Genomic DNA, 25,956 nt, shown 5'->3' with positions numbered 1-25,956 from the left:
GCATTATAGGGAGTTCTCGGCAGGCCGCAACCCCTAAATGCAAAAAACTTTTCAAGCGCTCAAATAATCGCCCAAAATGCCTTTTTAGGATGTTTATTAGTCAAAAAACACCGGTTTTAGCGCAGCAATAGCGGCAAACCCTGTAAATAGAGACAAATGAAGATAAAGAAAAGGGAGCGGTCACCCGCTCCCTTTCATCTTCATGACGCTTAGTTGCCGTTATTGGCGTGCAACGATATGGTCGTTTTCCACATCCAGCGTCACCAGCTTGCCGGGAATCAGCTTGCCGGACAGGATTTGCTGCGCCAGCGGGTTCTCGATCTCCTGCTGAATCGCGCGTTTCAACGGACGCGCACCATACACAGGGTCGTAACCGGTTTTGCTCAACAAAGCCAGGGCCGGTTCGGTCATGGTCACTTCGTAACCGCGTTCTTCCAAACGTTTGTACAAACGCGACAGCTGAATTTTGGCGATTGCAGCAATGTGTTTCTCGCCCAGCGGATGGAACACCACCACTTCGTCGATACGGTTGATGAACTCAGGACGGAAGTGGTGACTCACCATCTCCATCACCGACTCTTTCATCTGCGCGTAGTTCATCTGACCGAAGTGCTCCTGGATCAGATCGGAACCCAGGTTGGAAGTCATGATCACCACGGTATTGCGGAAATCGACGGTACGGCCCTGGCCATCGGTCAGTCGGCCGTCATCCAACACCTGCAGCAGAATGTTGAATACGTCCGGGTGCGCTTTCTCGACTTCATCCAGCAGAATCACCGAGTAAGGCCGGCGGCGCACGGCTTCCGTCAGATAGCCGCCCTCTTCATAACCCACATAGCCCGGAGGCGCGCCGACCAGACGCGAAACGGAGTGTTTCTCCATAAACTCAGACATGTCGATACGCACCATGGCGTCGTCGCTGTCGAACAGGAACGAAGCCAGCGCCTTGCAGAGCTCGGTTTTCCCCACCCCGGTCGGGCCGAGGAACAGGAACGAACCGATCGGCCGGTTAGGATCGGACAACCCGGCGCGGCTGCGGCGGATAGCATTAGAGACCGCGCTGACCGCTTCGTCCTGGCCGATCACCCGCGAATGCAGCTCTTGCTCCAGGCGCAGCAGTTTGTCGCGTTCGCCTTCCAGCATTCTGGCCACCGGGATGCCGGTGGCACGCGCCAGCACTTCGGCAATCTCCGCATCGGTCACCCGATTGCGCAGCAGTTTCATGCTTTTGCCTTCAGCCTGCGTGGCGGCGGCGAGCTGTTTCTCCAGCTCAGGGATTTTGCCGTATTGCAGTTCCGACATCCGCCCCAGATCGCCGACGCGGCGCGCCTGCTCCAGGGTGATTTTGGCCTGCTCGAGTTCAGCCTTGATGTTCTGGGTGCCGGAGAGCGAGGCTTTTTCCGCTTTCCACTCTTCTTCCAGCTCCGAATATTCTCGCTCTTTCTGCCCCAGCTCATCGCTGAGCATGTCCAGGCGTTTCTTGCTGGCGTCGTCAGACTCTTTATTCAGCGCCTGCTGTTCCAGCTTCAACTGAATGATGCGGCGTTCAAGCCTGTCGAGCGATTCCGGCTTGGAATCCATCTGCATGCGAATGCTGGACGCCGCTTCGTCGATCAGGTCGATAGCCTTGTCCGGCAATTGACGATCGGCGATATAACGGTGAGAAAGCGTTGCCGCCGCCACGATGGCCGGGTCGGTGATCTGCACGTGGTGGTGCAGTTCGTAACGCTCTTTCAAGCCGCGCAGGATAGCGATGGTGTCTTCCACGCTCGGCTCCGCCACATACACTTTCTGGAAACGACGTTCGAGCGCCGCATCCTTCTCTATATATTGGCGGTACTCATCCAGCGTGGTGGCACCGACGCAGTGCAGTTCGCCGCGCGCCAGCGCCGGCTTGAGCATGTTGCCCGCATCCATCGCGCCATCCGCCTTACCGGCGCCGACCATGGTGTGCAGTTCGTCGATAAACAGGATGACGCTGCCTTCCTGCTTGGCCAGATCGTTGAGCACACCTTTCAGACGCTCTTCAAACTCGCCGCGGTATTTGGCGCCGGCGATCAAAGCGCCCATATCGAGGGACAATACGCGCTTGTGCTTCAGCCCTTCCGGCACTTCGCCGTTGATGATGCGCTGCGCCAGGCCTTCGACGATGGCGGTTTTACCCACGCCAGGTTCGCCGATCAGCACCGGGTTGTTTTTGGTACGGCGTTGCAGCACCTGAATGGTGCGGCGGATCTCTTCGTCACGGCCGATCACCGGGTCAAGTTTGCCCTGCTCGGCGCGTTCGGTCAGATCGATCGTGTATTTCTTCAATGCTTGCCGTTGGTCTTCGGCGCCTTGATCTTCCACGCTGTCACCGCCTCTCATTTGTTCAATGGCTTTGCTGATTTTGTCGGCCGTTGCGCCGGCCGCTTTCAACAAGTCGGTCAACGAGCCGCGGTCTTCCAGCACCGCCAGCACAAACAGCTCGGAAGAAATGAATTTATCCGCACGCTTCTGTGCCAGCTTGTCGCACAGGTTCAGGACGCGCACCAACTCGTGGGACGGTTGAACGTCGCCACCGGTACCTTCTACCTGCGGTAAACGGGACAGCGCCTGTTCGATCTCGGTGCGTACGCGCCCGGCATCGATACCTGCGGAAGTTAATAGTGGACGAACCGTGCCCCCTTCCTGATTGAGCAGGGCGCTCATCAGATGTAGCGGTTCAATAAACTGGTTGTCGTGCCCAAGGGCTAGTGACTGGGCATCGGCGAGGGCAAGCTGGAATTTGTTGGTAAGACGATCCAGACGCATAACACCTCCAAGATGGGTCGAAATTGCTACTGGAGATTAAATGAGGTCATCCCTCAAATTTTCAAGGTTATCTCGACGCTAAATTTTCGGTACAACGCCATGCGTCGTTGGATCGTCCTAATTCAATAGGTTATATCAGCCAGATTAAACTTGCCATACGTCCGGTTATTCCATCGCGTCGATAGGAGAAAAAATGACTCTTTTCGTTAACCGTGCAGCGGTCGCCGCCGTAGATGGCCTGCACGCCTGCCCGCAACAAACGTTGGCGAGCCAGCAAGTAGATATTAGCCAAAAACTTATCGCCGTGCGGCGTAAACGCCGCCGCGGCTTCGGCGTCTTCCGCGATAAAGGCAGCGCGCACCTCCGGCCCGACCTCAAACTGCTGCGGGCCGATCGCCGGCCCCAGCCAGGCGCTGATCTGGCTCGGCGCGGCGCTGAACGCCGCCACGGTTTGCTCCAGCACGCCATGGCATAACCCACGCCAGCCGGCGTGAGCGGCGGCCACTTCATCGCCGTGCTGCGAACAGAACAGCACCGGCAGACAATCCGCCGTCATCACGGCACACACCTGCCCCGGCACGTTGCTGTAAACCGCATCCGCCCGCAGATCGGCGGGCGCTTGCCCCGCCAACGTCACCACACGGGTGCCATGTATCTGCTCGAGCCACACCGGCATCTGCGGCAAGCCGGCGACGGTAACCAACCGTTCCCGATTGCGCTTCACCGCTTGCTCCTCGTCACCGACGTGGGCGCCGAGGTTCAGCGAGTCATAAGGCGGCAGGCTGACGCCGCCGCCGCGCGTGGTGCTGCAGGCCTTAACGCCGGGAGGCAATGGCCAGTCGGGCAGAATGAGCGAGTTCATTACCAGTCCATCTGATCTTTGAATTCTTCGGTATCCGCCTTCAGCGCGTTAATCAGATCGACCATGTCCTGCGGCAGCGGCGCATGCCACTCCATCTGGATGCCGCTGATCGGATGGTACAAACGCAGCATGGTGGCGTGCAACGCCTGACGGTCAAAACCGCGCAGCGTGTTGATGAAAGCTTCCGAAGCCCCCTTCGGCGGACGTGGACGGCCGCCGTACAGCGGATCGCCCACCAGCGGATGGCTGATGTAAGCCATGTGCACGCGGATCTGGTGAGTACGGCCGGTTTCCAGGCGCAGACGCAGACGGGTGTGCGCGCGGAAGTGTTCCATGATGCGGTAGTGCGTCACCGCCGGTTTACCCATCGGGTGCACCGCCATGTGGGTACGCTTGGTGGAATGGCGCGCTATGGGCTCTTCTACCGTGCCGCCGGCGGTCATGGTGCCAATCGCCACCGCTTCGTATTCGCGGGTGATTTCACGCGCCTGCAGCGCTTCCACCAGCCGGGTTTGCGCCGGCACGGTTTTCGCCACCACCATCAGGCCGGTGGTGTCTTTATCCAGACGGTGCACGATGCCGGCGCGCGGCACGTCGGCGATTTCCGGGTAGTGATGCAGCAGCGCATTGAGCACCGTGCCGTCCGGGTTACCGGCGCCAGGGTGCACCACCAAATCGCGCGGCTTGTTGATCACCAGGATGTCGCTGTCTTCATAGACGATATCCAACGCGATATCCTGCGGCTCCCAACGCGCCTCTTCTTCTATCTGTGCATCGATGGCGACCGTCTCTCCGCCCAGCACCTTCTCTTTCGGTTTGTTTGACGTTTTGCCATTGACCTTCACCCGATCGCCCAGGATCCACTCTTTTATGCGAGATCGTGAATAATCAGGGAACAATTCGGCCAAAGCCTGATCTAAACGTTGTCCGAGTTGAGATTCGGCCACCGTTGCGGTGAGTTGTACTTGTTGTGCCATATGCAGCTTCTTCGTTAACGTTGGGTTTTCACGGCGATGCCGTTTAATATAATGTGCTATTGTACCTGGTCTTTGTCGGGAGCTTAACGGACAGTCTCCCGGAATAACACCCTGAGGATAATCAAAACGTCATGACGCGTATGAAATATCTGGTGGCGGCAGCCACGTTGAGCCTGGCGCTGGCAGGTTGCTCCACATCCAAGGATGCGGTTCCCGACAACCCACCTTCGGAAATCTATGCCACCGCGCAGCAAAAGCTGCAGGACGGTAACTTCAAGGGCGCGATTACGCAACTCGAAGCGTTAGATAACCGCTATCCTTTCGGGCCGTATTCCCAGCAGGTCCAGCTGGATTTGATTTACGCCTACTATAAGGCCGCCGACTTGCCGATGGCGCAGGCATCCATCGATCGCTTCATGCGCCTGAACCCGACGCACCCGAACATCGATTACGTGATGTACATGCGCGGTCTGACCGACATGGCGCTCGATGACAGCGCGCTGCAGGGCTTCTTCGGGGTTGACCGTTCGGACCGCGATCCTCAGCACGCTCGCGCTGCGTTCCGCGACTTCAGCCAGTTGATTCAGCAATACCCGAACAGCCAATACGCGACCGACGCCAACAAGCGTTTGGTGTATCTGAAAGACCGCTTGGCCAAGTATGAGCTTTCGGTGGCGGAATACTACACTAAACGCGGTGCTTACGTCGCGGTCGTTAATCGCGCCGAGCAGATGTTGCGTGAATTCCCGGATACCAAAGCGACGCACGACGTGTTGCCGCTGATGGAAAATGCCTACAAGCAGCTGCAGCTGAACGGCCAGGCTGACAAAGTGGCCAAAGTGATCGCCGCCAACCCGCAATAAGCGCGCGTCGGCAACGGCAAAAAAACAAAACGGCAGCCTCGGCTGCCGTTTTCATTGGCGTGGACCTGGTTTTCACTGGAAGAATACACAAGTAAAAACACGGTGTTAGCTAGCGCTCCTCACCGGTCAACTCATCGATAATGCGCCATCCGGCGGCAACTCTCAAGCATTAGATAACCAATTCAAATGCTGAATCACAGATTGAACTAACTTTGCAAAAAGTGACAAAAAATCGTGATTTACATCACGCATTTAAACAAAAAGCGGGGTATGCTGGGTTCACCAAGACGGAAAGACAGAGAGGTAAGTTATATGACATTGAACATTACCAGCAAACAAATGGATATCACTCCCGCAATCCGCAATCACGTCGAAGACCGTCTCACCAAACTGGAAAAATGGCAGACCCAGCTGATAAACCCGCATATCGTCTTATCCAAAGAACCGCAGGGGTTTGTCGCCGACGCTACCATTACCACGCCGAACGGCCCGCTGGTCGCCAGCGCCAAACATGATGACATGTATACCGCCGTTAACGAGCTGATCGCCAAGCTGGAGCGCCAGTTGAACAAGGTGCAGCACAAAGGCGAAGCGCGCCGCTGCAATGCCAGCGTGAAAGACATCGTGCCGGAAGTGACGCAGGAACAGGAATAACCGTCCGACTGCGGTTGCCGCATCAAACGCGCCCGAGGGCGCGTTTTTTGTCGGGTATTTTTGTTGACGGGGTAAAAGCCAGCGGTTACTTTAAAACCTGTTCGCATTAACCTTAGGTAAACCATGCCACGCACACCGTTTTTCTTCGCATTCTTTTTTACCTTCCCCTGACTGGGAGGCGTTTCGTCGTGTGAGAAAGAATGCGAAGACGAACAACAAGGCCTCCTGGAAACAGGAGGCTTTTTTTATGGCTGTTATACAACGAATAAGAACTGAAGGCGGAAGCTGATTATGACTGACAACCCGTTATTGGTGCTGCGCGAGCGCATCAGCGCACTGGATTTGAAATTGTTGGCCCTGCTGGCGGAACGCCGTGAACTGGCGATCGAAGTCGGCAAGACCAAACTGCACTCTCACCGTCCGATCCGCGACAAAGAGCGCGAGCGCGATCTGCTGGATGCGCTGATCGCCGCCGCCAAGCCTTACGACCTGGACGGTTTCTACGTCACCCGCCTGTTCCAACTGATCATTGAAGACTCCGTCCTGACCCAGCAGGCGCTGCTGCAGCACCAGCTCAATCCCGTCAGCCAACACTCCGCCCGCATCGCCTTTCTCGGCCCGAAAGGCTCTTATTCACATCTGGCGGCGCGCCAATACGCCGCCCGCCATTTCGATCGGTTGATCGAATGTGGCTGCCAGAAGTTTCAGGATATCTTCGCCCAGGTGGAAACCGGCCAGGCGGACTACGCCATTCTGCCGATCGAGAACACCAGCTCCGGCTCGATTAATGAGGTGTACGACCTGCTGCAACACACCAGTCTGTCGATCGTCGGCGAACTGACCAACCCTATCAACCACTGTGTTCTGGTGGCCGGCGACAGCGATTTGAGCCAGATTGAAACCGTCTACAGCCACCCGCAGCCGTTCCAGCAGTGCAGCCAGTTCCTGAATCGATTCCCGCACTGGAAAATCGAATACACTGAAAGCACGGCCGCCGCAATGGAGAAAGTCGCCAAATTGAATTCGCCGAAGGTGGCGGCGCTGGGCAGCGAGGCCGGCGGCGCGCTCTACGGGCTGCAAGTGCTGGAACACAACCTCGCCAATCAACAGCAGAACATCACCCGCTTTATCGTCCTGGCGCGTAAAGCGATCGACGTCTCCGAACAGGTGCCGGCCAAAACCACGCTGATCATGGCGACCGGCCAGCAATCCGGCGCGCTGGTCGAAGCGCTGCTGGTATTGCGCGACAACGGCATCATCATGACCAAACTGGAGTCACGCCCGATCAACGGCAATCCGTGGGAAGAGATGTTTTATATTGATGTACAGGCCAACCTGCGTGGCGACGCAATGCAAAAAGCGCTGCGCGATCTGGCGCCCATCACCCGCTCGCTGAAGGTGCTGGGCTGTTATCCCAGCGACACCGTGGTGCCGGTCAACCCATCCTGACGCGATAAAAAAAGGTTCGGCCAAGCCGAACCCTTCATTTTTATTTACCGCCGGTATTTTACTGCCGGCTGTCGTTAGCCTGCCGCAACAGCGTGCGGCTTTCCACCAGGAAGCGCTGGGCGTAATCGCCAAACCAGTGCTCCACCTTGCGGAAGCTATCGATAAACGCCTGTTTGTCGCCGTGCTCCAACAGCTTGATCGCCTCGCCGAAGCGCTGGTAGTAGCGTTTGATCAACGCCACGTTTTCCTCCGACGACATGATAATGTCGGCGTACAGCTGCGGATCCTGCGCAAACAGGCGGCCAACCATCGCCAGCTCCAGCCGGTAGATCGGCGAAGAGAGCGCCAGCAACTGCTCCAGTTGCACGTTCTCTTCCGCCAGATGCAACCCGTAGGCGAAGGTGGCAAAGTGCCGCAGCGCCTGAATAAACGCCATGTTCTGATCGTGTTCGACCGCACTGATGCGGTGCAGCCGCGCCCCCCACACCTGCAGCTGTTCAAGCAACCACTGGTAAGCCTCTGGCCGGCGCCCGTCGCAATAGACCACGACCTGCTTCGCCACGCTGCCCACGTCCGGGCCGAACATCGGGTGCAACCCCACCACCGGGCCACTGTGCACCGCCAGCATCGCATGCAGCGGACGGTTCTTCACCGACGCCAAATCCACCAAAATACAGTCGTCGGGCAACGGCGGCAGGCGGCTTATCACCTGTTCGGTCACATGGATCGGCACGCTGACGATCACCATGCCGGCGTCTGCCAACAGCTGTTCCGCCCGCGGCCAATCTTCCTGATCCAATACCCTGACCTGATAACCCGACAACGTCAGCAGCCGGTTGAACAGCCGGCCCATCTGGCCGTTGCCGCCAATGATGACGATCGGCCGCAGCTGCGGGCACAGGGTTTTAAAGCCTTTATCGTTTTCGCTGACGTACGATTCGCGCATCACGCGGCGCAAGACATCCTCGATCAAATCCGGCGGCACGCCGAGGTTCTCCGCCTCTTGACGGCGCGAGGCCAGCATCGCCGCTTCGCGCTCCGGCACATAAACCGGCAAACCGTGGCGGCTTTTCACCTCGCCGACTTCCGCTACCAGATGCAGGCGTTTCGCCAGCAGATCCAGCAGCGCTTTGTCCACCTCGTCAATTTGATCGCGCAACGCGGTCAGTTCTGCCACCATAACTTACTTTTCTCCCGTGCGTGCCGTCAGCGCAGCGCCGAGTTCCTGATGCATATGACGCAGCAGCGTTTCCGTGCTTTCCCAGTTGATGCAGGCGTCGGTGACGGACACACCGTAACGCATGTCTGCACGCGGCTGCTCGGAAGACTGGTTGCCCTCATGCAGATGGCTCTCCAGCATGATGCCGGTGATCGAACGGTTGCCCGCCTTAATCTGCTCCACCACGGACTCGGCCACCGCCGGCTGACGGCGATAGTCTTTATTCGAGTTGCCATGGCTGCAATCTATCATCAAGGACGGATGGAGTCCCGCCTCGAGCATCTGTTTTTCACAGGCCGCAACGTGCTCGGCGCTGTAGTTCGGGGTTTTACCGCCGCGCAGGATCACATGCCCGTCCGGGTTGCCCTTGGTCTGCAGCAGGCAAACCTGGCCCGCCTGGTTGATGCCGACGAAACGGTGCGGCATGGCGGCGGCGCGCATGGCGTTGATGGCGGTGCCCAGACTGCCGTCGGTGCCGTTTTTGAAGCCGACCGGCATCGACAGGCCGGAAGCCATTTCGCGGTGGGTCTGCGACTCGGTGGTGCGCGCACCGATCGCCGACCAGCTGAACAAGTCCCCCAGGTACTGCGGGCTGTTCGGATCTAATGCTTCGGTAGCCAACGGCAAGCCCATGCCCACCAGATCCAGCAACAGGCGACGCGCGATATGCAAGCCTGCTTCAACGTCAAACGAACCGTCCATGTACGGATCGTTGATCAAACCTTTCCAGCCGACAGTGGTTCTGGGTTTTTCAAAATAGACGCGCATAACGATATACAGCTGATCGCTCAAGTCAGCCGCCAGGGTTTTCAAACGACGGGCGTAGTCAAGCGCCGCATCCGGATCGTGGATCGAACAAGGCCCGCACACTACCAACAGGCGATGATCGCGCCCCTGCAAAATGTTGGCGATGGTGTTACGCGCGGTGGCGATTTCATTTTCGTCGTCGGCGCTAAGCGGGAACTGGTTCTTCAGCTCCTCCGGCGTGATGAGAACCTGTTCTGCACTGATGTGTACGTTATTGAGCGCGTCTTTTTGCATGATGCTATTCCTGTCGTTTGGCGTTATGCGTTGAAGTGGAACCTTGAGCGTTTCAGGACTCTACCTTATCACGCAATGTAAAGTTTTCAATCCAATTTCCGTAAATAAAAAATTACCGTAATCACCCCTAAGAAAAACCATTGGGAAAGGCACTTCAATAAATAAAATAAACACAATAAATTTAATAAGATATGCAAACAAAAGGATTGCCAGCGCCTCTCTACCCGCTTGCCTGGCAGTAGATGGAATTCGTAAACATAAATGTACATTTGATTTTACAAGGAAGACGCGCCCCCACCTCAGCGCCAACGAATGGGCTGAGACAGGCATCCGCCAGACTCAGCACGAAGCGCTGCTGAAAGCGATGAATTTCAGTAGAAGAAAAGCGAATAAATAAGGAATAAAAATTAAAAACTTAAGCTAATGGCGGCTATTTTTGTCGCCGAAATGAACCGATATAATGTGACCGTCATCAACAATAACCACCCTTAACAACTGGATCCAAAATGCTCTCTTCTCGCGCTCGTCGCGCTTTTCCGCTGTATATTTGCTGCTTAACGACTTTCACCAGTGTTTCAGCTCTCGCCGACAATACGCTTTTCACCGCGATGGACGATCCGGCCACCGCCAAGAAACCGTTTGAAGGCAACGTGCAGGCGGGCTACAACGCCCAGTCAGGCAACTCGCAGAGTTCCACCCTGCTGGCCAACACCAACATGACCTGGTTCAACAGCGACGCGGCGTACAGCCTGTGGGGGGCGGCCAACAACACCACCTCCTCCAACGTGCGCTCCTCCGAAAAATACCAGGCCGGTGGCCGTACGCGCTATAACCTGACCGACCGCAACTACCTGTTCGGCCAAGCCAGCTGGCTGAGCGACCGTTTCAACGGTTACGATTCACGCTCCACGCTGACGGGCGGCTACGGCCGTCAACTCCTCAACGGGCCGCTCAGCGACCTGCGGGTAGAATTCGGTCCCGGCGTGCGCCATGACGAATACCACGGCGGCGGCCGCTCGACCAAAGGGCTGGCCTACGGTGCGGCCAACTATTCCTATCAGCTGACCGACAACACCAAGTTCATTCAGGGCGTTTCCGCGCTGGCGAACGAGGAAACCACGCTGAACTCGGAAAGCGCGTTGAACGTGGCGATCAACGATCGCTTCTCACTGCGCGTAGCCTACACCGTGACCTACAACAGCAAACCGCCGGCCTCGGCACCGAAAAACACCGACACCACCACCTCGGTCACGCTGGTCTACGGCCTGTAATCTCCCTTCCAGAATCTCTCGAAGCCCATCATCGATGGGCTTTTTTATGCCTGCGGCCCTCTTTTGCACAATCTGCTAAAAATATTCATCCCACCCATTGACGACTTTAGCAAATAGCTTAATACTGTATGCATATACAGTAATTATTGTACAGCATCGGGGCATGATGGATTTCGATAGTGAGCGACCAGTAACGCATCGATGGCCACCATAGTTCCCGAGATGCTGTAAACAAAAGCGAGCATAAGTTATGGAGAAAATCACCTCATTCATCACCTACGCCATGGCCCTGTTTCTCGCCTGGCTCGGCAAGCTCTCTCCGCAGGACATTGCCTTTTTAGTCGGTGCGGCTGTAGGCATCGGCACGTTTCTGGTGAACTGGTACTACCGACGTAAAAGCCTGCAGATCCTGAAGGCCATTGAGCGCAATGCGGCATCACGGAGGAAAATTTACGATGAGTGCAATCGTTAAGCGCTGCAGCGTCGCCGCCGTTTTGGCCATCGCGGTGCTGTTACCGTCATTTGGCGAGCTGCAAACCTCAGAAGCCGGTCTCAGGCTGATCGCCGATCTCGAAGGTTGCCGCCTGTCGCCTTACCAGTGCAGCGCCGGGGTGTGGACGCAGGGCATTGGGCATACTGCCGACGTCATCCCAGGCAAGACGATCGATGAACGGCAAGCCGCGGTGGGTTTGGTCGACGATGTTCGCCGCACCGAACGCGGCATGGCCGCTTGCCTGCCGCATACGCTCTCGCAACAAACCTATGATGCGGTGATCGCCTTCGCCTTCAACGTGGGCGTCAGCGCAGCCTGCCACTCTACGCTGGTCGCGCTGCTGCAACAGCGCCAGTGGCGGCAGGCCTGCGATCAGTTGCCTCGCTGGATTTACGTAAACGGAAAGAAAAACAAAGGGCTGGAACAGCGACGCGCCACGGAACGCGCACTGTGCTTGCAGGGTATTGCCTCATCATGACGAGTTCGCTCGCCGAAGGGTGATGCCACAACAATTTCACTTAATTTGTTCAAGGGGGTTCTTATGATGCACTGTCCATTATGCGGTCACGTGGCCCACACTCGCTCCAGCCGCTATCTGAGCGAGTCGACCAAAGAGCGTTACCATCAATGCCGCAACATCAATTGCAGCTGCACGTTCGCCACGCACGAGTCCGTCGCGCGGGTGATCGTCAAACCTGGCGATGACATTGTCCCGGCGCAGCCGCACCCGCCGGAGAGTCAGCATAAACAAAGCGCCGCCGCGCTGTAATGCAAAAAGCCTGCTGATGCAGGCTTTTTAATGTCGCTGCCAGGCGGCCAAGTCTCGCAAATGCGAGGTGATAGATTTTCCAGATAAAAAAAGGGGTTGGCATAATGCCAACCCCTGATAACTATTAACTTTTGGATGCAGCGTTAGCCAACGCGGTTCAGACGCTCTTTGATACGAGCAGCCTTACCAGTACGCTCACGCAGGTAGTACAGTTTAGCTTTACGAACGGCACCACGACGTTTCACAGCAATGCTGTCGATTACTGGGGAGTGAGTCTGGAATACGCGCTCAACACCTTCGCCGTTGGAAATCTTACGAACAGTGAATGCAGAGTGCAGACCGCGGTTACGGATAGCGATAACCACGCCCTCGAATGCCTGCAGACGTTTTTTGCTACCTTCAACGACCCATACCTTCACTTCCACGGAATCACCCGGACGGAATGCAGGTACGTCTTGTTTCATCTGCTCTTGTTCAAGTTGCTTAATAATGTTGCTCATAATATGTCTCTTACCCTAGGTAAACTGATATATCGGTCCCGTCTGATGTCAGACGTTTCCTTCATAGTCCTGTTGCCTGGCCTGATGTTCCCGTTGGAAATCAGCCAGCAACACCGCTTGCTCGTCAGTCAGAGCTAGGCTTTCTAGAAGTTCAGGTCTTCTAAGCCAGGTTCGGCCCAGCGACTGCTTTAAGCGCCAGCGACGTATCTCGGCATGGTTGCCCGACAGCAGAACCGGCGGTACTTCCATCCCTTCCAACACCTCGGGGCGGGTATAGTGCGGGCAGTCCAGCAATCCGTCGGCGAAGGAGTCTTCCTCCGCTGAGGCCTGATGGCCCAGCACACCCGGTATGAAACGGGCGACTGAATCAATCAGGGTCATCGCCGGCAGTTCCCCGCCGCTGAGAACGTAATCGCCGATTGACCATTCTTCGTCAATTTCGGTTTGGATTACGCGCTCGTCTATCCCTTCGTAGCGGCCGCACACCAGAATCATCTTCTGATTGGCCGCCAGTTCGCACACGCCGGTTTGATCCAGCTTGCGCCCCTGAGGTGACAGATAAATCACCTTTGCTCCCTCGCCTGCCGCTGCTTTCGCCGCATGAATGGCTTCCCGTAAAGGTTGCACCATCATCAGCATTCCCGGGCCGCCGCCGTAAGGGCGATCGTCCACGGTGCGATGCCGGTCGTAGGTGAAGTCGCGAGGACTCCAACACTGCACGCTCAGCAGGCCATTTTTTACTGCCCGGCCAGTCACCCCGTAATCGGTGATAGCGCGGAACATCTCAGGAAACAGGCTTACAATACCGATGAACACAAGCCAATCCCCTTACCGTTATTCCACTTGCTTCGACCGTTTGATCCGGGGGTCAAAAACCAGGATCCCAATCTGCCTCAATCACGCGGGCAGTGAGATCGACTTTCTTGATAACCTGCCCATGAAGAAACGGAATCAACCGCTCCTTCATGCCGAACGCATCTTTCAGGTTCGCTTTCACAACCATCACATCGTTCGAGCCGGTTTCCATCATATCGATGACTTTACCCAGCTCGTAGCCGGCGGTAGTGACTACCTGGCAGCCCATCAGGTCTTTCCAGTAGTAATCATCACCCTCCAGCGGAGGAAGTTGATCGGAATCCACCATAATCTCGCGATTAGTCAGCAGATTCGCCGCGTCCCGATCGTCAATGCCTTTGACCTTGATGATCAGATCCTGACTGTGGCGCTTCCAGTCTTCCAACTCGATATGCTGCCACTGACCCGCCTGCTGGATAAACCACGGCTGATAGTCAAAAATGCTTTCGGCGTTCTCGGTGGATGAAAACACTCTGAGCCAACCACGAATGCCGTAAGCGGACCCCATTTTACCGAGTACAATCGGCTGCTTAGGCGCTACCGGTTTGAGTTGCTTGCTCATTGCCACCACCGCGACAGATTAAGCTGCTTTCTTAGCGTCTTTGATCAGCGCGTGAACGCGATCAGAAACGGTTGCACCCAGACCGACCCAGTGCTCGATGCGGTCCAGGTCCAGACGCAGTGCTTCAGCCTGACCGGAAGCGATCGGGTTGAAGAAGCCTACGCGCTCGATGAAACGACCATCACGAGCGTTGCGGCTGTCGGTCACTACTACTTGATAGAACGGACGCTTTTTAGCGCCGCCACGTGCCAAACGAATTGTTACCATAACATCCTCTTTAGTTAATAAAACAGCCGGGCCCCATTGAGGGACGGGGCCCGGTTGCAATATAAAAAGCCCGAAAATTTTACTCATTTTGGCGCAAAAAGCAATCTAAAGCGTCGATCGCAGGGGACAACTTTTGCAGCCTGTCAAATTTCGGGCGGTTTTCACCGCGAACGGCGAATGCTGAAAGCGCCCGCACTCGGCGTGCGGAGGCCTATCAGCGGCCTGGGAAGCCCGGCGGCATCATACCTTTCATGCCGCGCATCATCTTCGCCATGCCGCCTTTCTTCATCTTCTTCATCATACGCTGCATTTCGTCGAACTGCTTCAGCAAGCGGTTGACGTCCTGCACCTGCATGCCGGCCCCCATCGCGATGCGGCGCTTGCGCGAGCCCTTGATGATTTCCGGTTTGGCGCGCTCTTTCAGCGTCATCGAGTTGATGATCGCCTCCATGCGCACCAGCACTTTATCGTCCATCTGCGACTTGACGTTGTCCGGCAGCTGGCCAGCGCCCGGCAGCTTGCTCAGCATGTTGGCCATGCCGCCCATGTTGCGCATCTGCTTGAGCTGCTCCAGGAAATCGGTCAGATCGAAACCGTCGCCCTTCTTCAGCTTGTTGGCCAACTTCTCCGCCTGCTCGCGGTCGACCTTGCTTTCGATATCTTCGATCAGCGACAGCACGTCGCCCATGCCCAGGATGCGCGATGCCACGCGATCCGGGTAGAACGGCTCCAGCGCTTCGGTCTTTTCACCCACGCCGAGGAACTTGATCGGCTTGCCGGTGATATGACGGATGGACAACGCGGCACCGCCGCGCGCATCGCCGTCGACCTTGGTCAGCACCACGCCGGTCAGCGGCAGCGCTTCGTTAAACGCCTTGGCGGTATTGGCGGCGTCCTGGCCGGTCATGGCGTCGACCACGAACAGGGTTTCCACCGGCTTGATCGCCGCGTGCACCTGCTTGATCTCGTCCATCATCGCTTCGTCAACGTGCAAGCGGCCGGCGGTATCGACGATCAGTACGTCGTAGAATTTCAGCTTGGCCTGTTGCAGCGCGCGATTGACGATGTCGATCGGTTTTTCTTTGACGTCGGACGGGAAGAAGTCGATGCCGACGCCTTCCGCCAGCGTTTCCAGCTGTTTGATCGCCGCCGGGCGATAAACGTCCGCGGAAACCACCAACACTTTCTTCTTCTGTTTTTCTTTCAGGAATTTGCCGAGCTTACCGACGCTGGTGGTTTTACCGGCGCCCTGCAGGCCCGCCATCAGCACCACCGCCGGCGGTTGGGCCGCCAGATTCAGCTCGGTGTTGACTTCGCCCATCGCGGCGATCAGCTCGCCCTTGACGATCTTGACGAACTCCTGCCCCGGCGTCAGGCTCTTGTTGACTTCATGGCCGACCGCGCTCTCTTTGACGCGGTTGATGAAGTCGCGCACCACCGGCAGCGCGACGTCCGCTTCCAGCAACGCCATACGCACTTCACGCAGGGTTTCCTTGATATTCTCTTCGGTCAGCCGCCCGCGGCCGCTGATATTGCGCAACGTGCGCGACAATCGATCGGTTAAATTTTCAAACATCGTCTCATGCTCAACGTGTGATGACAGGCCGCTCCGGCGACACAATTGCGCCGATGATAACACGAAGCGCGCCGGATCTCTGCCTCAGCGTTGGAGATAGGTTGGAGTGAAACGCGCGCAACGTTATACTGACACTCCAATTAACCACGCCGAAGCAAAATTAAACGCTATGCCAGTTTTCTCCATTGTGGCTTTGATGGCCTACCTGCTCAGCCTTGGACTGATCATTCCCAGCTTGTTGCGGAAGAACAGCGCATACCGTCGGCTTGCCCTCGTCTCGGCGGTGGTGGCGCTGATTTGCCACGCCATCGCGCTGCAGCAGCGCATCTTCGACGTCAGCGCCGGGCAGAATCTCAGCCTGCTGAACATTGGCTCGATCGTCAGCCTGATCATCTGTTCGGTCATGACCTTCGTCGCCTCGCGCGACCGCGGCTGGTTCCTGCTGCCGATCGTCTACAGCTTCGCGATGATCAATCTGGCCTTCGCCAGCTTCATGCCCGGCGAGTTCATCACTCACCTGGAGTCCAGCCCGGAATTGATGGTGCATATCGGCCTGGCGCTGTTCTCTTACGCCACCCTGATCATCGCCACGCTCTACGCCTTGCAGCTTGCCTGGCTCGACTACCTTCTGAAAAACAAGAAGTTGACCTTTAGCGCCGACATGCCGCCGCTGATGAGCATCGAGCGCAAGATGTTCCATATCACCCAGATCGGCGTGGTGCTGCTGACGCTCACTCTGTGCACCGGCCTGCTGTACATGGATAACCTGTTCAGCAAAGAGAACGTGCATAAAGCGGTGCTGTCGATCATGGCCTGGTTCGTGTATATCGTGCTGTTGTGGGGCCATTACCATGAAGGCTGGCGCGGCCGCCGCGTCGTCTGGTTCAGCTTCGCCGGCGCCTTCCTGCTGACGCTCGCCTACTTCGGCAGCCGTCTGATTCAGCAAGTGATGGTGCGCTAAGCCGGCCGCCTCAACTTTCCCTCTCTATAAGGAATACTGCATTGGAGCATGTGTCGACGGGGACCCTCATCATTATCCTGGTGATCATGATCGTGGTCTCCGCTTACTTCTCCGCCTCCGAAACCGGCATGATGACGCTCAACCGTTATCGCCTGCGTCACCTGTCCAAACAGGGCAATCGCTCGGCGCGCCGTGTGGAGAAGCTGCTGCAAAAACCGGATCGGCTGATCGGCCTGGTGCTGATCGGCAACAACCTGGTCAACATCCTCGCCTCGGCGCTGGCGACCATCGTCGGCATGCGGCTGTATGGCGACCTCGGCGTGGCGATCGCCACCGGCATACTGACCTTCGCCGTGCTGCTGTTCGCCGAAGTGCTGCCGAAAACCTTCGCCGCGCTCTACCCGGAACGCATCGCCTTCCCCAGCAGCTTTCTGCTGGCGCCGCTGCAAAAAGTGATGTTCCCGCTGGTCTGGCTGCTCAACGGCATTACCAGTATGACGCTGCGCCTGTTCGGCATTCGCACCAACGTGCGCATCAGCGATGCCGTCAGCAAGGATGAGCTGCGCACCATCGTGCGCGAATCCCAGTCGCAAATCTCCCGACGCAATCAGGACATGCTGATCTCGGTGCTGGATCTGGAAAAGGTGACGGTTAACGACATCATGGTGCCGCGCACCGAGATTGTCGGCATCGACGTCAACGACGACTGGAAGTCGATCATGCGCCAGTTGACCCACTCGCCGCACGGCCGCATCGTGCTGTACCGCAGTTCGCTGGACGACGCCATCGGCATGCTGCGCGTGCGCGAAGCCTACCGCCTGATGACCGAGAAAAAAGAGTTCAACAAAGAGAACCTGCTGCGCGCCGCCGACGAGATTTACTTCGTGCCGGAAGGCACGCCGCTCAACGTGCAGCTGGTGAAGTTCCAGCGCAACAAAGAGAAGGTCGGCATCGTGGTCGACGAGTACGGCGACATTCAGGGCCTGGTCACGGTGGAGGATATCCTCGAGGAGATCGTCGGCGACTTCACCACCTCGATGTCACCCACGCTGGCGGAAGAGGTCACGCCGCAGAGCGACGGTTCGGTCTTGATCGACGGCACCGCCAACGTGCGCGAGCTGAACAAGGCCTTCAACTGGACCTTGCCGGCCAACGAGGCGCGCACCGTCAACGGCATGCTGCTCGAAGAGCTGGAAGAGATCCCCGAAATCGGCACCCGGTTGCGTATCGGCCATTACGATATCGACATTCTCGACGTACAGGGCAACATGATAAAACAGGTGCGGGTCACGCCGATCACCTCGCTGCAGTCCAGCGTCGGCCATCACTGACCGCTGGCCAGAACGTAAAAAAGACGCGAAATCGCGTCTTTTTTTCTCTGCGGGAACTCGCGTCTAGATATGCAGCTCCTGCAGCTTCTCTTTCGGCAGCGCCAGCTCGTCGTTGTGGTTCACCACCACGTCGTTATCCAGGATGTGCTTGGCGATCTCCTGCGCCTCTTCCAGCGAGTGCATATGGTAAGTGCCGCACTGGTACTCGTTCAGCTCAGGGATTTTGCGCTGGTCGGTCACTTTCAGCACGTCGGCCATCGCCGCTTTCCACGCATCAGCTACGCGCTGCTCTTCCGGCACGCCGATCAGGCTCATGTAGAAACCGGTACGACAGCCCATCGGGGAGATGTCAATAATCTCCACGCCCTGGCCGTTCAGGTGGTCACGCATAAAGCCGGCGAACAGGTGCTCCAGCGTGTGAATGCCGCGCTCGGGCATCACTTCCAGGTTCGGGCGGCAAAAGCGCAGATCAAACACCGTGATGGTATCGCCGTGAGGCGTCTTCATGGTTTTCGCAACGCGGACAGCCGGGGCTGCCATACGGGTATGATCGACGGTAAAGCTATCCAGCAATGGCATTTCGCTACCTCCTCGTAAAAGAGCATTTATTTCGAAACTTTTTTTCCTAACCGGGAAACCTTTTCCAACCCTGCGAGTCTCAGTATCTGAAAGACGCGCATTTGTTATCATCATCCCTGTCATCAGAGATGCATATTTGGCCACATTGATGTGGCCTTTTTCTTTTTCAGCTTCCGCCGTTTTGCTTCAGGAACGCTTCAAAGCTTAGCGTATCATTGGCTTCTATGTCGCGTTGGCGTTGCCACGAGGCTTCCCGCTCTTTATCCAGCTCGGCCTCGTTCAGGATTTCCAACGGCTCTTCCAGCAGCATCTTGCGATATTGCTCCGCCAATTGCAGGCCGACGCGCCCGGTGCCTTCCGCTTGCATCGCTTTCAGGATCCGTGCGGAGAAGGTCAGTTCAGGGTCGTCGAACGCGGCGACCAGCTCATCGCACACCTGCTGGTATTGGCGATTGCCGGCTTCGCCGTCCAACACTTCCGCCACTCGACGCAGATCGGCGAACAACGCCTTGCCCACTTTTTCGAGCGGTTCATGGCTGGCGCCACAGCCGATGCCGATGGTCTGGCCCGGCTTGCGCCCCTCCAGGATCACCCGGTTCCAGTTCTTGCGCGTGCACAGCAGTTCATCGCTGCTCATCTCCGGCGCATCGGCCAGCGCGCACCACACCAGGAACAGATCCAGGAAACGCGCCTGCACCGCATCCACGCCGATCGGCGAGAACGGGTTGATGTCCAGCGAACGCACTTCGATGTATTCGATACCACCGCGCAGCAGCGCGTCCGACGGCGTCTCGCCGCTTTTGGTCACGCGCTTCGGCCGGATCGGCGCATACAGCTCGTTCTCGATTTGCAGCACGTTGCTGTTCAGCTGCAGGTAACGGTCACCCTCTTTCACGCCCAGCTTGGCGAACTCTTCGGAAGGCGTCGCGATCGCCCGCTTCAGACCGGCCACATAGCTGTGCAGATCGTTAAAGGTGATGCCCAGATTGCTCTGCGACTTGTTGGTATAACCCAGGTCGCTCAGGCGCAGCGAAGTGGCGTACGGCAGGTAGCACATCCCCTGCTCGGTGCGCTCGAACGGCAGATTGGTCTCGCGCCCCTTGAGGAACGAAGAACAAATGGCCGGCGATGCCCCGAACAGATACGGGATCACCCAGCCGAAACGATAATAGTTGCGGATCAGGCGGAAATAGCCCGCCGAGATCTGCTCTTTACCGCTTTCTGCGTCCTGCACGCCGGCCCAGGCCTGCCAAAACTCCAGCGGCAGCGAGAAGTTGTAGTGCACGCCGGAAATGGTCTGCATCAGCGCGCCGTAGCGATTCTTCAACCCTTCGCGGTACAGCGTCTTCATGCGGCCGATGTTCGACGAGCCGAACTGCGCCAGCTCGATATCCTGCTCAGCTTCGATAAAGCACGGCATGCTGAGCGGCCACATGCGCTCATCGCCGATATTGCGCGCCACGTAGCGATGAATATCGCGCAGGAACGTCAGCAGGTGATCGATATTGTCATCAACCGGCGTAATGAACTCTAACAGCGCTTCGGCGAAATCCGTGGTGATCCAGTGGTGCGTCAATGCCGCGCCCAGCTTTTCCGGATGCCCGGTGGTCGCCAAGGTGCCGTTCGGCGTGACCCGCAGCGTTTCACGCTCGATGCCGCGACGAATACCTTTTAATGCCTGGGGATGGGCTTCCAACCAAGAAAGCGCCTGTGATACGTCCGGGATCAAATTGACCTCCCGCTTCTAAAAACAATAACTCGTAAGCATACTGAATCCGCACCCGAGAGAATATTGAGTTATATTCACTTGGTTACTGCCACCAGGCGATGCCCTGTACCGTTATCATAGCCAAAACGATGTAACGCAGCGCCTTTCCGATACACAGAAACAGCGCGACAGAGCCCCAGGGCATGCGCAGCCAACCTGCCAACACGCACAACAAATCGCCCACCACCGGTACCCAGCTGAGCAACAGCGCAGCCGGGCCGAAGCGTTGCAGCCACCCGAGCGCCGTTGCCAGCCCCCGCTGTGGTTTCAACGCCGGTAACAAGCGCCCGATAATGACATTGGTCAAGCCACCCAGCGTGTTGCCCAGGGTCGCGGCCAGCACCAGCAACTCCGGCGAGACGCGACTCTGGGTCAGCAAGGCGACCAGAACGATTTCTGAATTTCCCGGCAGCAGCGTCGCACTGAGGAAGCTACTGCCAAATAACGATATTACGGCTAGCGTACTACTCACAGCGTACGGACGTCTACCACCGCCATACCGGCGCTTTTCGCCGCCTGAATGCCGAAATCAGCGTCTTCAAACACCACGCATTTTTCCGGCCGCACGCCGATCAGTTCGGCGCAGCGCAGGAAGGTGTCCGGCTCCGGTTTGTGGCGCTGCACGTCGTCCGCACCGACGATCGCATCAAAGCAGTTGAACAGGCCGAGATGACGCAGCAGCATTTCCGCCATGCGGTGCTCGCTGCCGGTGCCGACCGCCATCGGACGGCGGCCATGATAGGACTTCACCACCTCGATCAGCGGCAATGGACGCACGCTGTCCAGCAGCATCGCTTCCACCGCGCGGGTTTTCTCCGCGGCCAGGTGATGAGGATCGAGATCGGCCTGATGGCTGGCGATAATCGCCTGCGCGATGCGCCAGGTCGGCGAACCGCTCAGCGCCACCATGGCCGCTTCATCAAACGTCATGCCATAACGGGACAGCACTTCACGCCACGCTTTACGGTGCGTTGGCTCGGTGTCCAGAATCGTGCCGTCCATGTCGAAAATAAGACCCTGATAGCGGTCGTACATCGTTACTCCATGATCGTTGAGGAAAGAAAACTACTTTAGCGTAAAGCCGTTGGGTTGTCGCTGACTGCGTCATAACGGAATGTGCTGTGCCCTATCGGGCGCAAAGGAGGACAGGGGTGAAGAGAGAATGGTTAAATGCTGAAAAGCGAAAAACCCGCCGAAGCGGGTTTCTCTTAGATGGTGCATCCGGGAGGATTCGAACCTCCGACCGCTCGGTTCGTAGCCGAGTACTCTATCCAGCTGAGCTACGGATGCATTACTGTTTTTACTGCTTGCCTGCTTCGCTAATGAAGCCAGACTTAAAGAATGGTGCATCCGGGAGGATGATTTGGCGCTTGCGCCTCACCCTGCGGGCCGTTGCTGAAGCAACGTTATCCTCCCTAAGGGACACTTTCTTTTTTACTGCCCGCCTGAAGATTTCTCTTCGCTGTACGGGAAGTGAAGAATGGTGCATCCGGGAGGATTCGAACCTCCGACCGCTCGGTTCGTAGCCGAGTACTCTATCCAGCTGAGCTACGGATGCACAGTAATTCTTTGATACCCTATGGTACTTTGTTCCCAACTCTACCATACGGCTAATATGGTGCATCCGGGAGGATTCGAACCTCCGACCGCTCGGTTCGTAGCCGAGTACTCTATCCAGCTGAGCTACGGATGCAAATGGCGGTGAGGCGGGGATTCGAACCCCGGATGCAGCTTTTGACCGCATACTCCCTTAGCAGGGGAGCGCCTTCAGCCTCTCGGCCACCTCACCAAACGCTTCTTTCGAATTGTGCCTAACTCGCTTTAGAGAAGCTCATCGGCACTGCGTGGCGCACATATTACTTTCTCCGACTTTTAAGTCAAACAATTTTTCCCAACTCATGCGCGTTTGCACAATTCGCACCCAACATGGGCGATTTCACGGCAAAAAGGGCGTTTTATCAACAGGCAACCGCAGCGTCTGTAGCAACAAAGCAGGAAACTAACCGGGAAAATAATCACGAAAAAGAAGAGGGAGGGCGAAGGAAGTGGGTAAAACGATGCAGTAGCGTCTCGTCTGGCAACGAGACGCTGCTTCGGAATCAGTAAGTCGTCTGCTGAGACTTCTCTGCCTGAATGCGCTGATAGATTTCTTCACGGTGAACCGAAACCTCTTTGGGGGCGTTCACACCAATACGCACCTGGTTGCCTTTTACCCCTAGCACAGTAACCGTAACCTCATCGCCAATCATGAGGGTTTCACCAACTCGACGAGTCAGAATTAACATTCTTTGCTCCTTGAAAGATTAAAAGAGTCGGGTCTCTCAGTTTCCCCGTCATTATCCATCATATGTGGTGAAAACGTAAGCCGCGCAACCCACAATAAGTGTAAGCAGACTTGGTCCCACCTCAGATAATGGTAAGTTTAGCCGACTTGAAAAACTTTGTTCCCGCAATTGTAACTAAATTGTGTTAGCACAGTATGAAAACGCCATAATCAACAAAGTATTATGGCGTTTGTGCGTGCTATTTATTTATATTCACAGCTTCGAGGCCACCCAGGCTTCTACGCTGTTTAACGCCGCTGGCAGGGCGTTGATATCCGTCCCCCCCGCCATCGCCATATCCGGGCGACCACCGCCCTTGCCGCCGACCTGCTGCGCCACGTTGCCGATCAACTCGCCGGCTTTCACGCGGTCAGTCAGATCCTTGGTCACACCAGCAACCAGGCTGACTTTGTCATCAGCCGTCGTTGCCAACACGATGATGGCCGAACCCAATTGATTTTTCAGGTCATCCACCATGGTGCGCAGCATTTTGGCTTCGACATTGTCCAACTGGCTGACCAACAGCTTCACGCCGTTAACCACTTTTGCCTGGCTGGACAACGAAGCGCTCTCCTGTGCCGCCTGCTGATCTTTCAACTGCTGCAGTTCTTTTTCCAGCGCGCGCGTGCGATCGAGCACCGAGCGCACTTTATCGGTCAGGGTGTTGCTGTCGCCCTTCACCAACTGAGCAACGTCTTGCAACAAATCGCTTTGCTGATGCAGCGTAGCGATAGCGCCAGCGCCGGTCACCGCTTCAATACGGCGGATGCCCGCCGCAGTGCCCGACTCGCTCAGAATGCGGAACAGGCCGATATCGCCGGTGCGGCTGGCGTGGGTGCCGCCGCACAGCTCGGTGGAGAAGTCGCCCATGGTCAGCACGCGCACGTTGTCATCGTACTTCTCGCCGAACAGCGCCATCGCGCCCTTCTCTTTGGCATCTTCCAAGGCCATCAGCTCGGTCTGCACCGGCAGGTTACGACGCACCTGCTGGTTCACCAGATCTTCCACCACGCGGATTTGCTCCGGCTTCATCGCTTCGAAGTGCGAGAAGTCGAAACGCAGGTATTTGTCGTTAACCAGCGAGCCTTTCTGCGCGACGTGGTCGCCCAACGTTTGGCGCAGCGCGGCGTGCAGCAGGTGAGTTGCGGAGTGGTTCAGACGAATGCTGTTACGGCGCTCAGCGTCGATCTGCGCGTCCACGCGATCGTTCAGCTTCAGCGAACCCTGCGCCAGTTTGCCCTGATGGCCGATAGCCTGACCGTATTTCTGGGTATCGTTGACCGTAAACTCAGCGCCGGCGGCTTTCAGCACGCCTTTATCGCCGACCTGGCCGCCGGACTCGCCATAGAACGGCGTCTCATCCAGCACCACCACCGCCTCTTCGCCGGCGTTGATCTGATCGACCGGCTGGCCGTCGCGGAACAGCGCGATGACCGTCGCCTGCTGCTCGTCGTGATCGTAACCGCTGAACTGGCTGCTGCCGTCCACGCGGATCAGGCTGTTATAGTCGGCGCCAAAGCCGCTGGATTCGCGCGCACGGCGGCGCTGCGCTTCCATCGCTTCTTCAAAGCCCGCTTCGTCGACTTTCAAACCGCGCTCGCGGCAGACGTCAGCGGTCAGATCGATCGGGAAACCGTAGGTATCGTACAGACGGAAAGCGGTTTCGCCGTCCAGGGTATCGCCCTGCAGCTTGGCCAGCTCTTCGTCCAACAGCGCCAGGCCACGCTCCAGCGTGCGGGCAAACTGCTCTTCTTCGGTTTTCAGCACCTGCTCCACCAGCGATTGCTGGCGTTTCAGTTCGTCGGCCGCCGGGCCCATCACTTCGATCAACGGCGCCACCAGTTTGTAGAAGAAGGTGTCTTTCGCGCCCAGCATGTTGCCATGGCGGATCGCGCGACGAATGATACGGCGCAGCACATAGCCGCGGTTTTCGTTAGACGGGATCACGCCGTCCGACACCAGGAAGGCGCAGGAACGAATGTGGTCGGCGATAACGCGCAGGGATTTGTTGTCCAGATCGGTTGCGCCGGTCACTTTAGCCACGGCGGCGATCAGGGTACGGAACAGATCGATTTCATAGTTGGAGTTCACATGCTGCAACACCGCCGCAATGCGCTCTAGACCCATACCGGTATCCACAGAAGGTTTCGGCAGCGGCAGCATAGTGCCGTCGGACTGACGGTTGAACTGCATGAAAACGATGTTCCAGATCTCGATGTAGCGGTCGCCGTCTTCTTCCGGGCTGCCTGGAGGGCCGCCCCAGATGTGATCGCCGTGATCGTAGAAAATCTCGGTGCACGGGCCGCATGGGCCGGTGTCGCCCATCTGCCAGAAGTTGTCGGAAGCGAAAGGCGCGCCCTTGTTGTCGCCGATGCGGATAATGCGCTCGGCCGGTACGCCGATTTGCTTCTGCCAGATGTCGAACGCTTCGTCATCGGTTTCATACACGGTGACCCACAGTCGCTCTTTCGGCAGGTTGAACCAGTTTTCACCGGTCAGCAGTTCCCATGCGTAGCCGATCGCGTCGTGCTTGAAGTAATCGCCGAAGCTGAAGTTGCCCAGCATTTCAAAGAAGGTGTGGTGACGCGCGGTATAACCGACGTTTTCCAGGTCGTTATGCTTGCCGCCTGCGCGCACGCAGCGCTGCGAGGTGGTGGCGCGGGAATAGGCGCGTTTGTCGAGCCCCAGGAAAACATCCTTAAATTGGTTCATGCCGGCATTGGTAAACAGCAATGTCGGATCATTGTTAGGCACCAGGGAGCTGCTCGCTACAACCTGATGACCCTTACTATGAAAGAAATCGAGAAACGCTTGACGGATCTCAGCGGTGCTCTTGCTCATA

The 25,956-nt window shown here is 57.1% G+C and carries 26 protein-coding genes, 4 tRNA genes and 1 other annotated feature; of the genes, 10 read left to right on the top strand and 20 right to left on the bottom strand.

Going from position 1 to position 25,956, the window contains the following annotated elements; translation table 11 throughout:
• Positions 1-219: 219 nt before the first annotated feature.
• The 3 genes from clpB to rluD all read right to left on the bottom strand — a co-directional run bounded on the left by clpB (position 220) and on the right by rluD (position 4,632).
• A complete protein-coding gene (gene clpB, locus SSARUM2_RS03830; protein ID WP_025301647.1) occupies positions 220-2,793 on the bottom strand; it encodes an ATP-dependent chaperone ClpB in 2,574 nt (857 codons plus the stop codon).
• 130 nt (positions 2,794-2,923) lie between these two features.
• Positions 2,924-3,655, bottom strand: coding sequence for a purine nucleoside phosphorylase YfiH (gene yfiH / locus SSARUM2_RS03825; protein WP_041033370.1), 732 nt, complete (start codon positions 3,653-3,655; stop codon positions 2,924-2,926).
• The gene (rluD, locus tag SSARUM2_RS03820; RefSeq protein WP_004932452.1) at positions 3,655-4,632 is read right to left on the bottom strand and encodes a 23S rRNA pseudouridine(1911/1915/1917) synthase RluD; all 978 of its coding nucleotides are present in this window, start codon (positions 4,630-4,632) and stop codon (positions 3,655-3,657) included. Before rluD ends, yfiH begins: the two co-directional genes overlap by 1 nt.
• A 131-nt stretch (positions 4,633-4,763) precedes the next feature.
• Between rluD and bamD the strand changes: the two genes are divergently transcribed.
• The 4 genes from bamD (at position 4,764) to pheA (ending at position 7,598) form a co-directional block, all read left to right on the top strand.
• The gene (bamD, locus tag SSARUM2_RS03815) at positions 4,764-5,495 is read left to right on the top strand and encodes an outer membrane protein assembly factor BamD (protein ID WP_004932456.1); all 732 of its coding nucleotides are present in this window, start codon (positions 4,764-4,766) and stop codon (positions 5,493-5,495) included.
• A 312-nt stretch (positions 5,496-5,807) separates the two neighbouring features.
• Positions 5,808-6,149, top strand: coding sequence for a ribosome-associated translation inhibitor RaiA (gene raiA, locus SSARUM2_RS03810; RefSeq protein ID WP_004932457.1), 342 nt, complete (start codon positions 5,808-5,810; stop codon positions 6,147-6,149).
• Between the two features lie 122 nt (positions 6,150-6,271).
• Positions 6,272-6,398: a sequence feature (Phe leader region), on the top strand.
• A complete protein-coding gene (locus SSARUM2_RS03805) occupies positions 6,273-6,320 on the top strand; it encodes a hypothetical protein (RefSeq protein WP_101428074.1) in 48 nt (15 codons plus the stop codon). It overlaps the preceding feature by 48 nt.
• A gap of 42 nt (positions 6,399-6,440) precedes the next feature.
• Entirely contained in the window at positions 6,441-7,598 is a 1,158-nt protein-coding gene (pheA, locus tag SSARUM2_RS03800; RefSeq protein WP_049196868.1) for a bifunctional chorismate mutase/prephenate dehydratase, read from the top strand.
• 58 nt (positions 7,599-7,656) lie between these two features.
• Here pheA and tyrA read toward each other — a convergent pair whose 3' ends face one another.
• Positions 7,657-8,778 (bottom strand): bifunctional chorismate mutase/prephenate dehydrogenase, encoded by a 1,122-nt coding sequence (tyrA, locus tag SSARUM2_RS03795; RefSeq protein ID WP_060439078.1) that lies wholly within the window; start codon positions 8,776-8,778, stop codon positions 7,657-7,659.
• Between the two features lie 3 nt (positions 8,779-8,781).
• Positions 8,782-9,858 carry a 3-deoxy-7-phosphoheptulonate synthase gene (locus SSARUM2_RS03790; RefSeq protein ID WP_060439079.1) on the bottom strand — a complete coding sequence of 359 codons (1,077 nt, stop codon included), beginning with the start codon at positions 9,856-9,858 and terminating at the stop codon, positions 8,782-8,784.
• A gap of 506 nt (positions 9,859-10,364) precedes the next feature.
• On the opposite strand from SSARUM2_RS03790, the gene SSARUM2_RS03785 reads away from it, so the two are divergent.
• The 4 genes from SSARUM2_RS03785 to SSARUM2_RS03770 all read left to right on the top strand — a co-directional run bounded on the left by SSARUM2_RS03785 (position 10,365) and on the right by SSARUM2_RS03770 (position 12,391).
• Positions 10,365-11,129: a DUF481 domain-containing protein gene (locus SSARUM2_RS03785; protein WP_004932469.1), complete on the top strand. Its 765-nt coding sequence runs from the start codon at positions 10,365-10,367 to the stop codon at positions 11,127-11,129.
• Positions 11,130-11,379: 250 nt separating this feature from the next.
• Positions 11,380-11,601, top strand: coding sequence for a holin (locus SSARUM2_RS03780; RefSeq protein ID WP_025301641.1), 222 nt, complete (start codon positions 11,380-11,382; stop codon positions 11,599-11,601).
• Entirely contained in the window at positions 11,585-12,100 is a 516-nt protein-coding gene (locus SSARUM2_RS03775) for a lysozyme (RefSeq protein WP_049196870.1), read from the top strand. The genes SSARUM2_RS03780 and SSARUM2_RS03775 overlap by 17 nt, the downstream gene beginning before the upstream one ends.
• 63 nt (positions 12,101-12,163) lie before the next feature.
• Positions 12,164-12,391, top strand: a complete 228-nt coding sequence (locus SSARUM2_RS03770; protein ID WP_033637183.1) for an ogr/Delta-like zinc finger family protein — start codon at positions 12,164-12,166, stop codon at positions 12,389-12,391.
• A 143-nt stretch (positions 12,392-12,534) separates the two neighbouring features.
• Here the strand turns inward: SSARUM2_RS03770 and rplS are convergent, their stop codons facing one another.
• The 5 genes from rplS to ffh all read right to left on the bottom strand — a co-directional run bounded on the left by rplS (position 12,535) and on the right by ffh (position 16,151).
• Entirely contained in the window at positions 12,535-12,891 is a 357-nt protein-coding gene (gene rplS / locus SSARUM2_RS03765; RefSeq protein ID WP_025301638.1) for a 50S ribosomal protein L19, read from the bottom strand.
• A 48-nt stretch (positions 12,892-12,939) separates the two neighbouring features.
• Positions 12,940-13,707, bottom strand: a complete 768-nt coding sequence (gene trmD / locus SSARUM2_RS03760; RefSeq protein WP_047569238.1) for a tRNA (guanosine(37)-N1)-methyltransferase TrmD — start codon at positions 13,705-13,707, stop codon at positions 12,940-12,942.
• A gap of 52 nt (positions 13,708-13,759) precedes the next feature.
• The gene (gene rimM / locus SSARUM2_RS03755; protein ID WP_049196875.1) at positions 13,760-14,308 is read right to left on the bottom strand and encodes a ribosome maturation factor RimM; all 549 of its coding nucleotides are present in this window, start codon (positions 14,306-14,308) and stop codon (positions 13,760-13,762) included.
• A gap of 18 nt (positions 14,309-14,326) precedes the next feature.
• Positions 14,327-14,575, bottom strand: a complete 249-nt coding sequence (rpsP, locus tag SSARUM2_RS03750) for a 30S ribosomal protein S16 (RefSeq protein ID WP_004932501.1) — start codon at positions 14,573-14,575, stop codon at positions 14,327-14,329.
• A gap of 214 nt (positions 14,576-14,789) precedes the next feature.
• A complete protein-coding gene (gene ffh / locus SSARUM2_RS03745) occupies positions 14,790-16,151 on the bottom strand; it encodes a signal recognition particle protein (RefSeq protein ID WP_004932504.1) in 1,362 nt (453 codons plus the stop codon).
• Positions 16,152-16,320: 169 nt separating this feature from the next.
• Between ffh and SSARUM2_RS03740 the strand changes: the two genes are divergently transcribed.
• The gene (locus tag SSARUM2_RS03740) at positions 16,321-17,112 is read left to right on the top strand and encodes an inner membrane protein YpjD (protein WP_033652955.1); all 792 of its coding nucleotides are present in this window, start codon (positions 16,321-16,323) and stop codon (positions 17,110-17,112) included.
• Between the two features lie 41 nt (positions 17,113-17,153).
• Entirely contained in the window at positions 17,154-18,443 is a 1,290-nt protein-coding gene (locus tag SSARUM2_RS03735; protein WP_033637180.1) for an HlyC/CorC family transporter, read from the top strand.
• Positions 18,444-18,506: 63 nt separating this feature from the next.
• Here SSARUM2_RS03735 and luxS read toward each other — a convergent pair whose 3' ends face one another.
• The 10 genes from luxS to alaS form a co-directional block, all read right to left on the bottom strand.
• Positions 18,507-19,022 (bottom strand): S-ribosylhomocysteine lyase, encoded by a 516-nt coding sequence (gene luxS, locus SSARUM2_RS03730; RefSeq protein ID WP_019455133.1) that lies wholly within the window; start codon positions 19,020-19,022, stop codon positions 18,507-18,509.
• Positions 19,023-19,188: 166 nt separating this feature from the next.
• Positions 19,189-20,751 carry a glutamate--cysteine ligase gene (gshA, locus tag SSARUM2_RS03725; protein WP_033637178.1) on the bottom strand — a complete coding sequence of 521 codons (1,563 nt, stop codon included), beginning with the start codon at positions 20,749-20,751 and terminating at the stop codon, positions 19,189-19,191.
• Between the two features lie 82 nt (positions 20,752-20,833).
• Complete coding sequence (locus SSARUM2_RS03720) at positions 20,834-21,262, bottom strand: YqaA family protein (protein WP_004932520.1); 429 nt, start codon at positions 21,260-21,262, stop codon at positions 20,834-20,836.
• Positions 21,259-21,825 (bottom strand): fructose-1-phosphate/6-phosphogluconate phosphatase, encoded by a 567-nt coding sequence (gene yqaB, locus SSARUM2_RS03715; protein ID WP_033650025.1) that lies wholly within the window; start codon positions 21,823-21,825, stop codon positions 21,259-21,261. Before yqaB ends, SSARUM2_RS03720 begins: the two co-directional genes overlap by 4 nt.
• 178 nt (positions 21,826-22,003) lie before the next feature.
• Positions 22,004-22,080 (bottom strand) — tRNA-Arg (locus SSARUM2_RS03710).
• Positions 22,081-22,271: 191 nt separating this feature from the next.
• Positions 22,272-22,348, bottom strand: a tRNA-Arg gene (locus SSARUM2_RS03705).
• A gap of 58 nt (positions 22,349-22,406) precedes the next feature.
• Positions 22,407-22,483 (bottom strand) — tRNA-Arg (locus tag SSARUM2_RS03700).
• A gap of 3 nt (positions 22,484-22,486) precedes the next feature.
• A tRNA-Ser gene (locus SSARUM2_RS03695) sits at positions 22,487-22,579 on the bottom strand.
• A 310-nt stretch (positions 22,580-22,889) separates the two neighbouring features.
• Complete coding sequence (csrA, locus tag SSARUM2_RS03690; protein WP_004091602.1) at positions 22,890-23,075, bottom strand: carbon storage regulator CsrA; 186 nt, start codon at positions 23,073-23,075, stop codon at positions 22,890-22,892.
• A gap of 252 nt (positions 23,076-23,327) precedes the next feature.
• The gene (alaS, locus tag SSARUM2_RS03685; RefSeq protein ID WP_060439080.1) at positions 23,328-25,955 is read right to left on the bottom strand and encodes an alanine--tRNA ligase; all 2,628 of its coding nucleotides are present in this window, start codon (positions 25,953-25,955) and stop codon (positions 23,328-23,330) included.
• Position 25,956: the final 1 nt, after the last annotated feature.

The sequence above is a fragment of the Serratia sp. K-E0102 genome (assembly GCF_029962625.1).
Taxonomy (GTDB): domain Bacteria; phylum Pseudomonadota; class Gammaproteobacteria; order Enterobacterales; family Enterobacteriaceae; genus Serratia; species Serratia sarumanii.
This window is presented reverse-complemented; position numbering and strand designations above follow the sequence as displayed.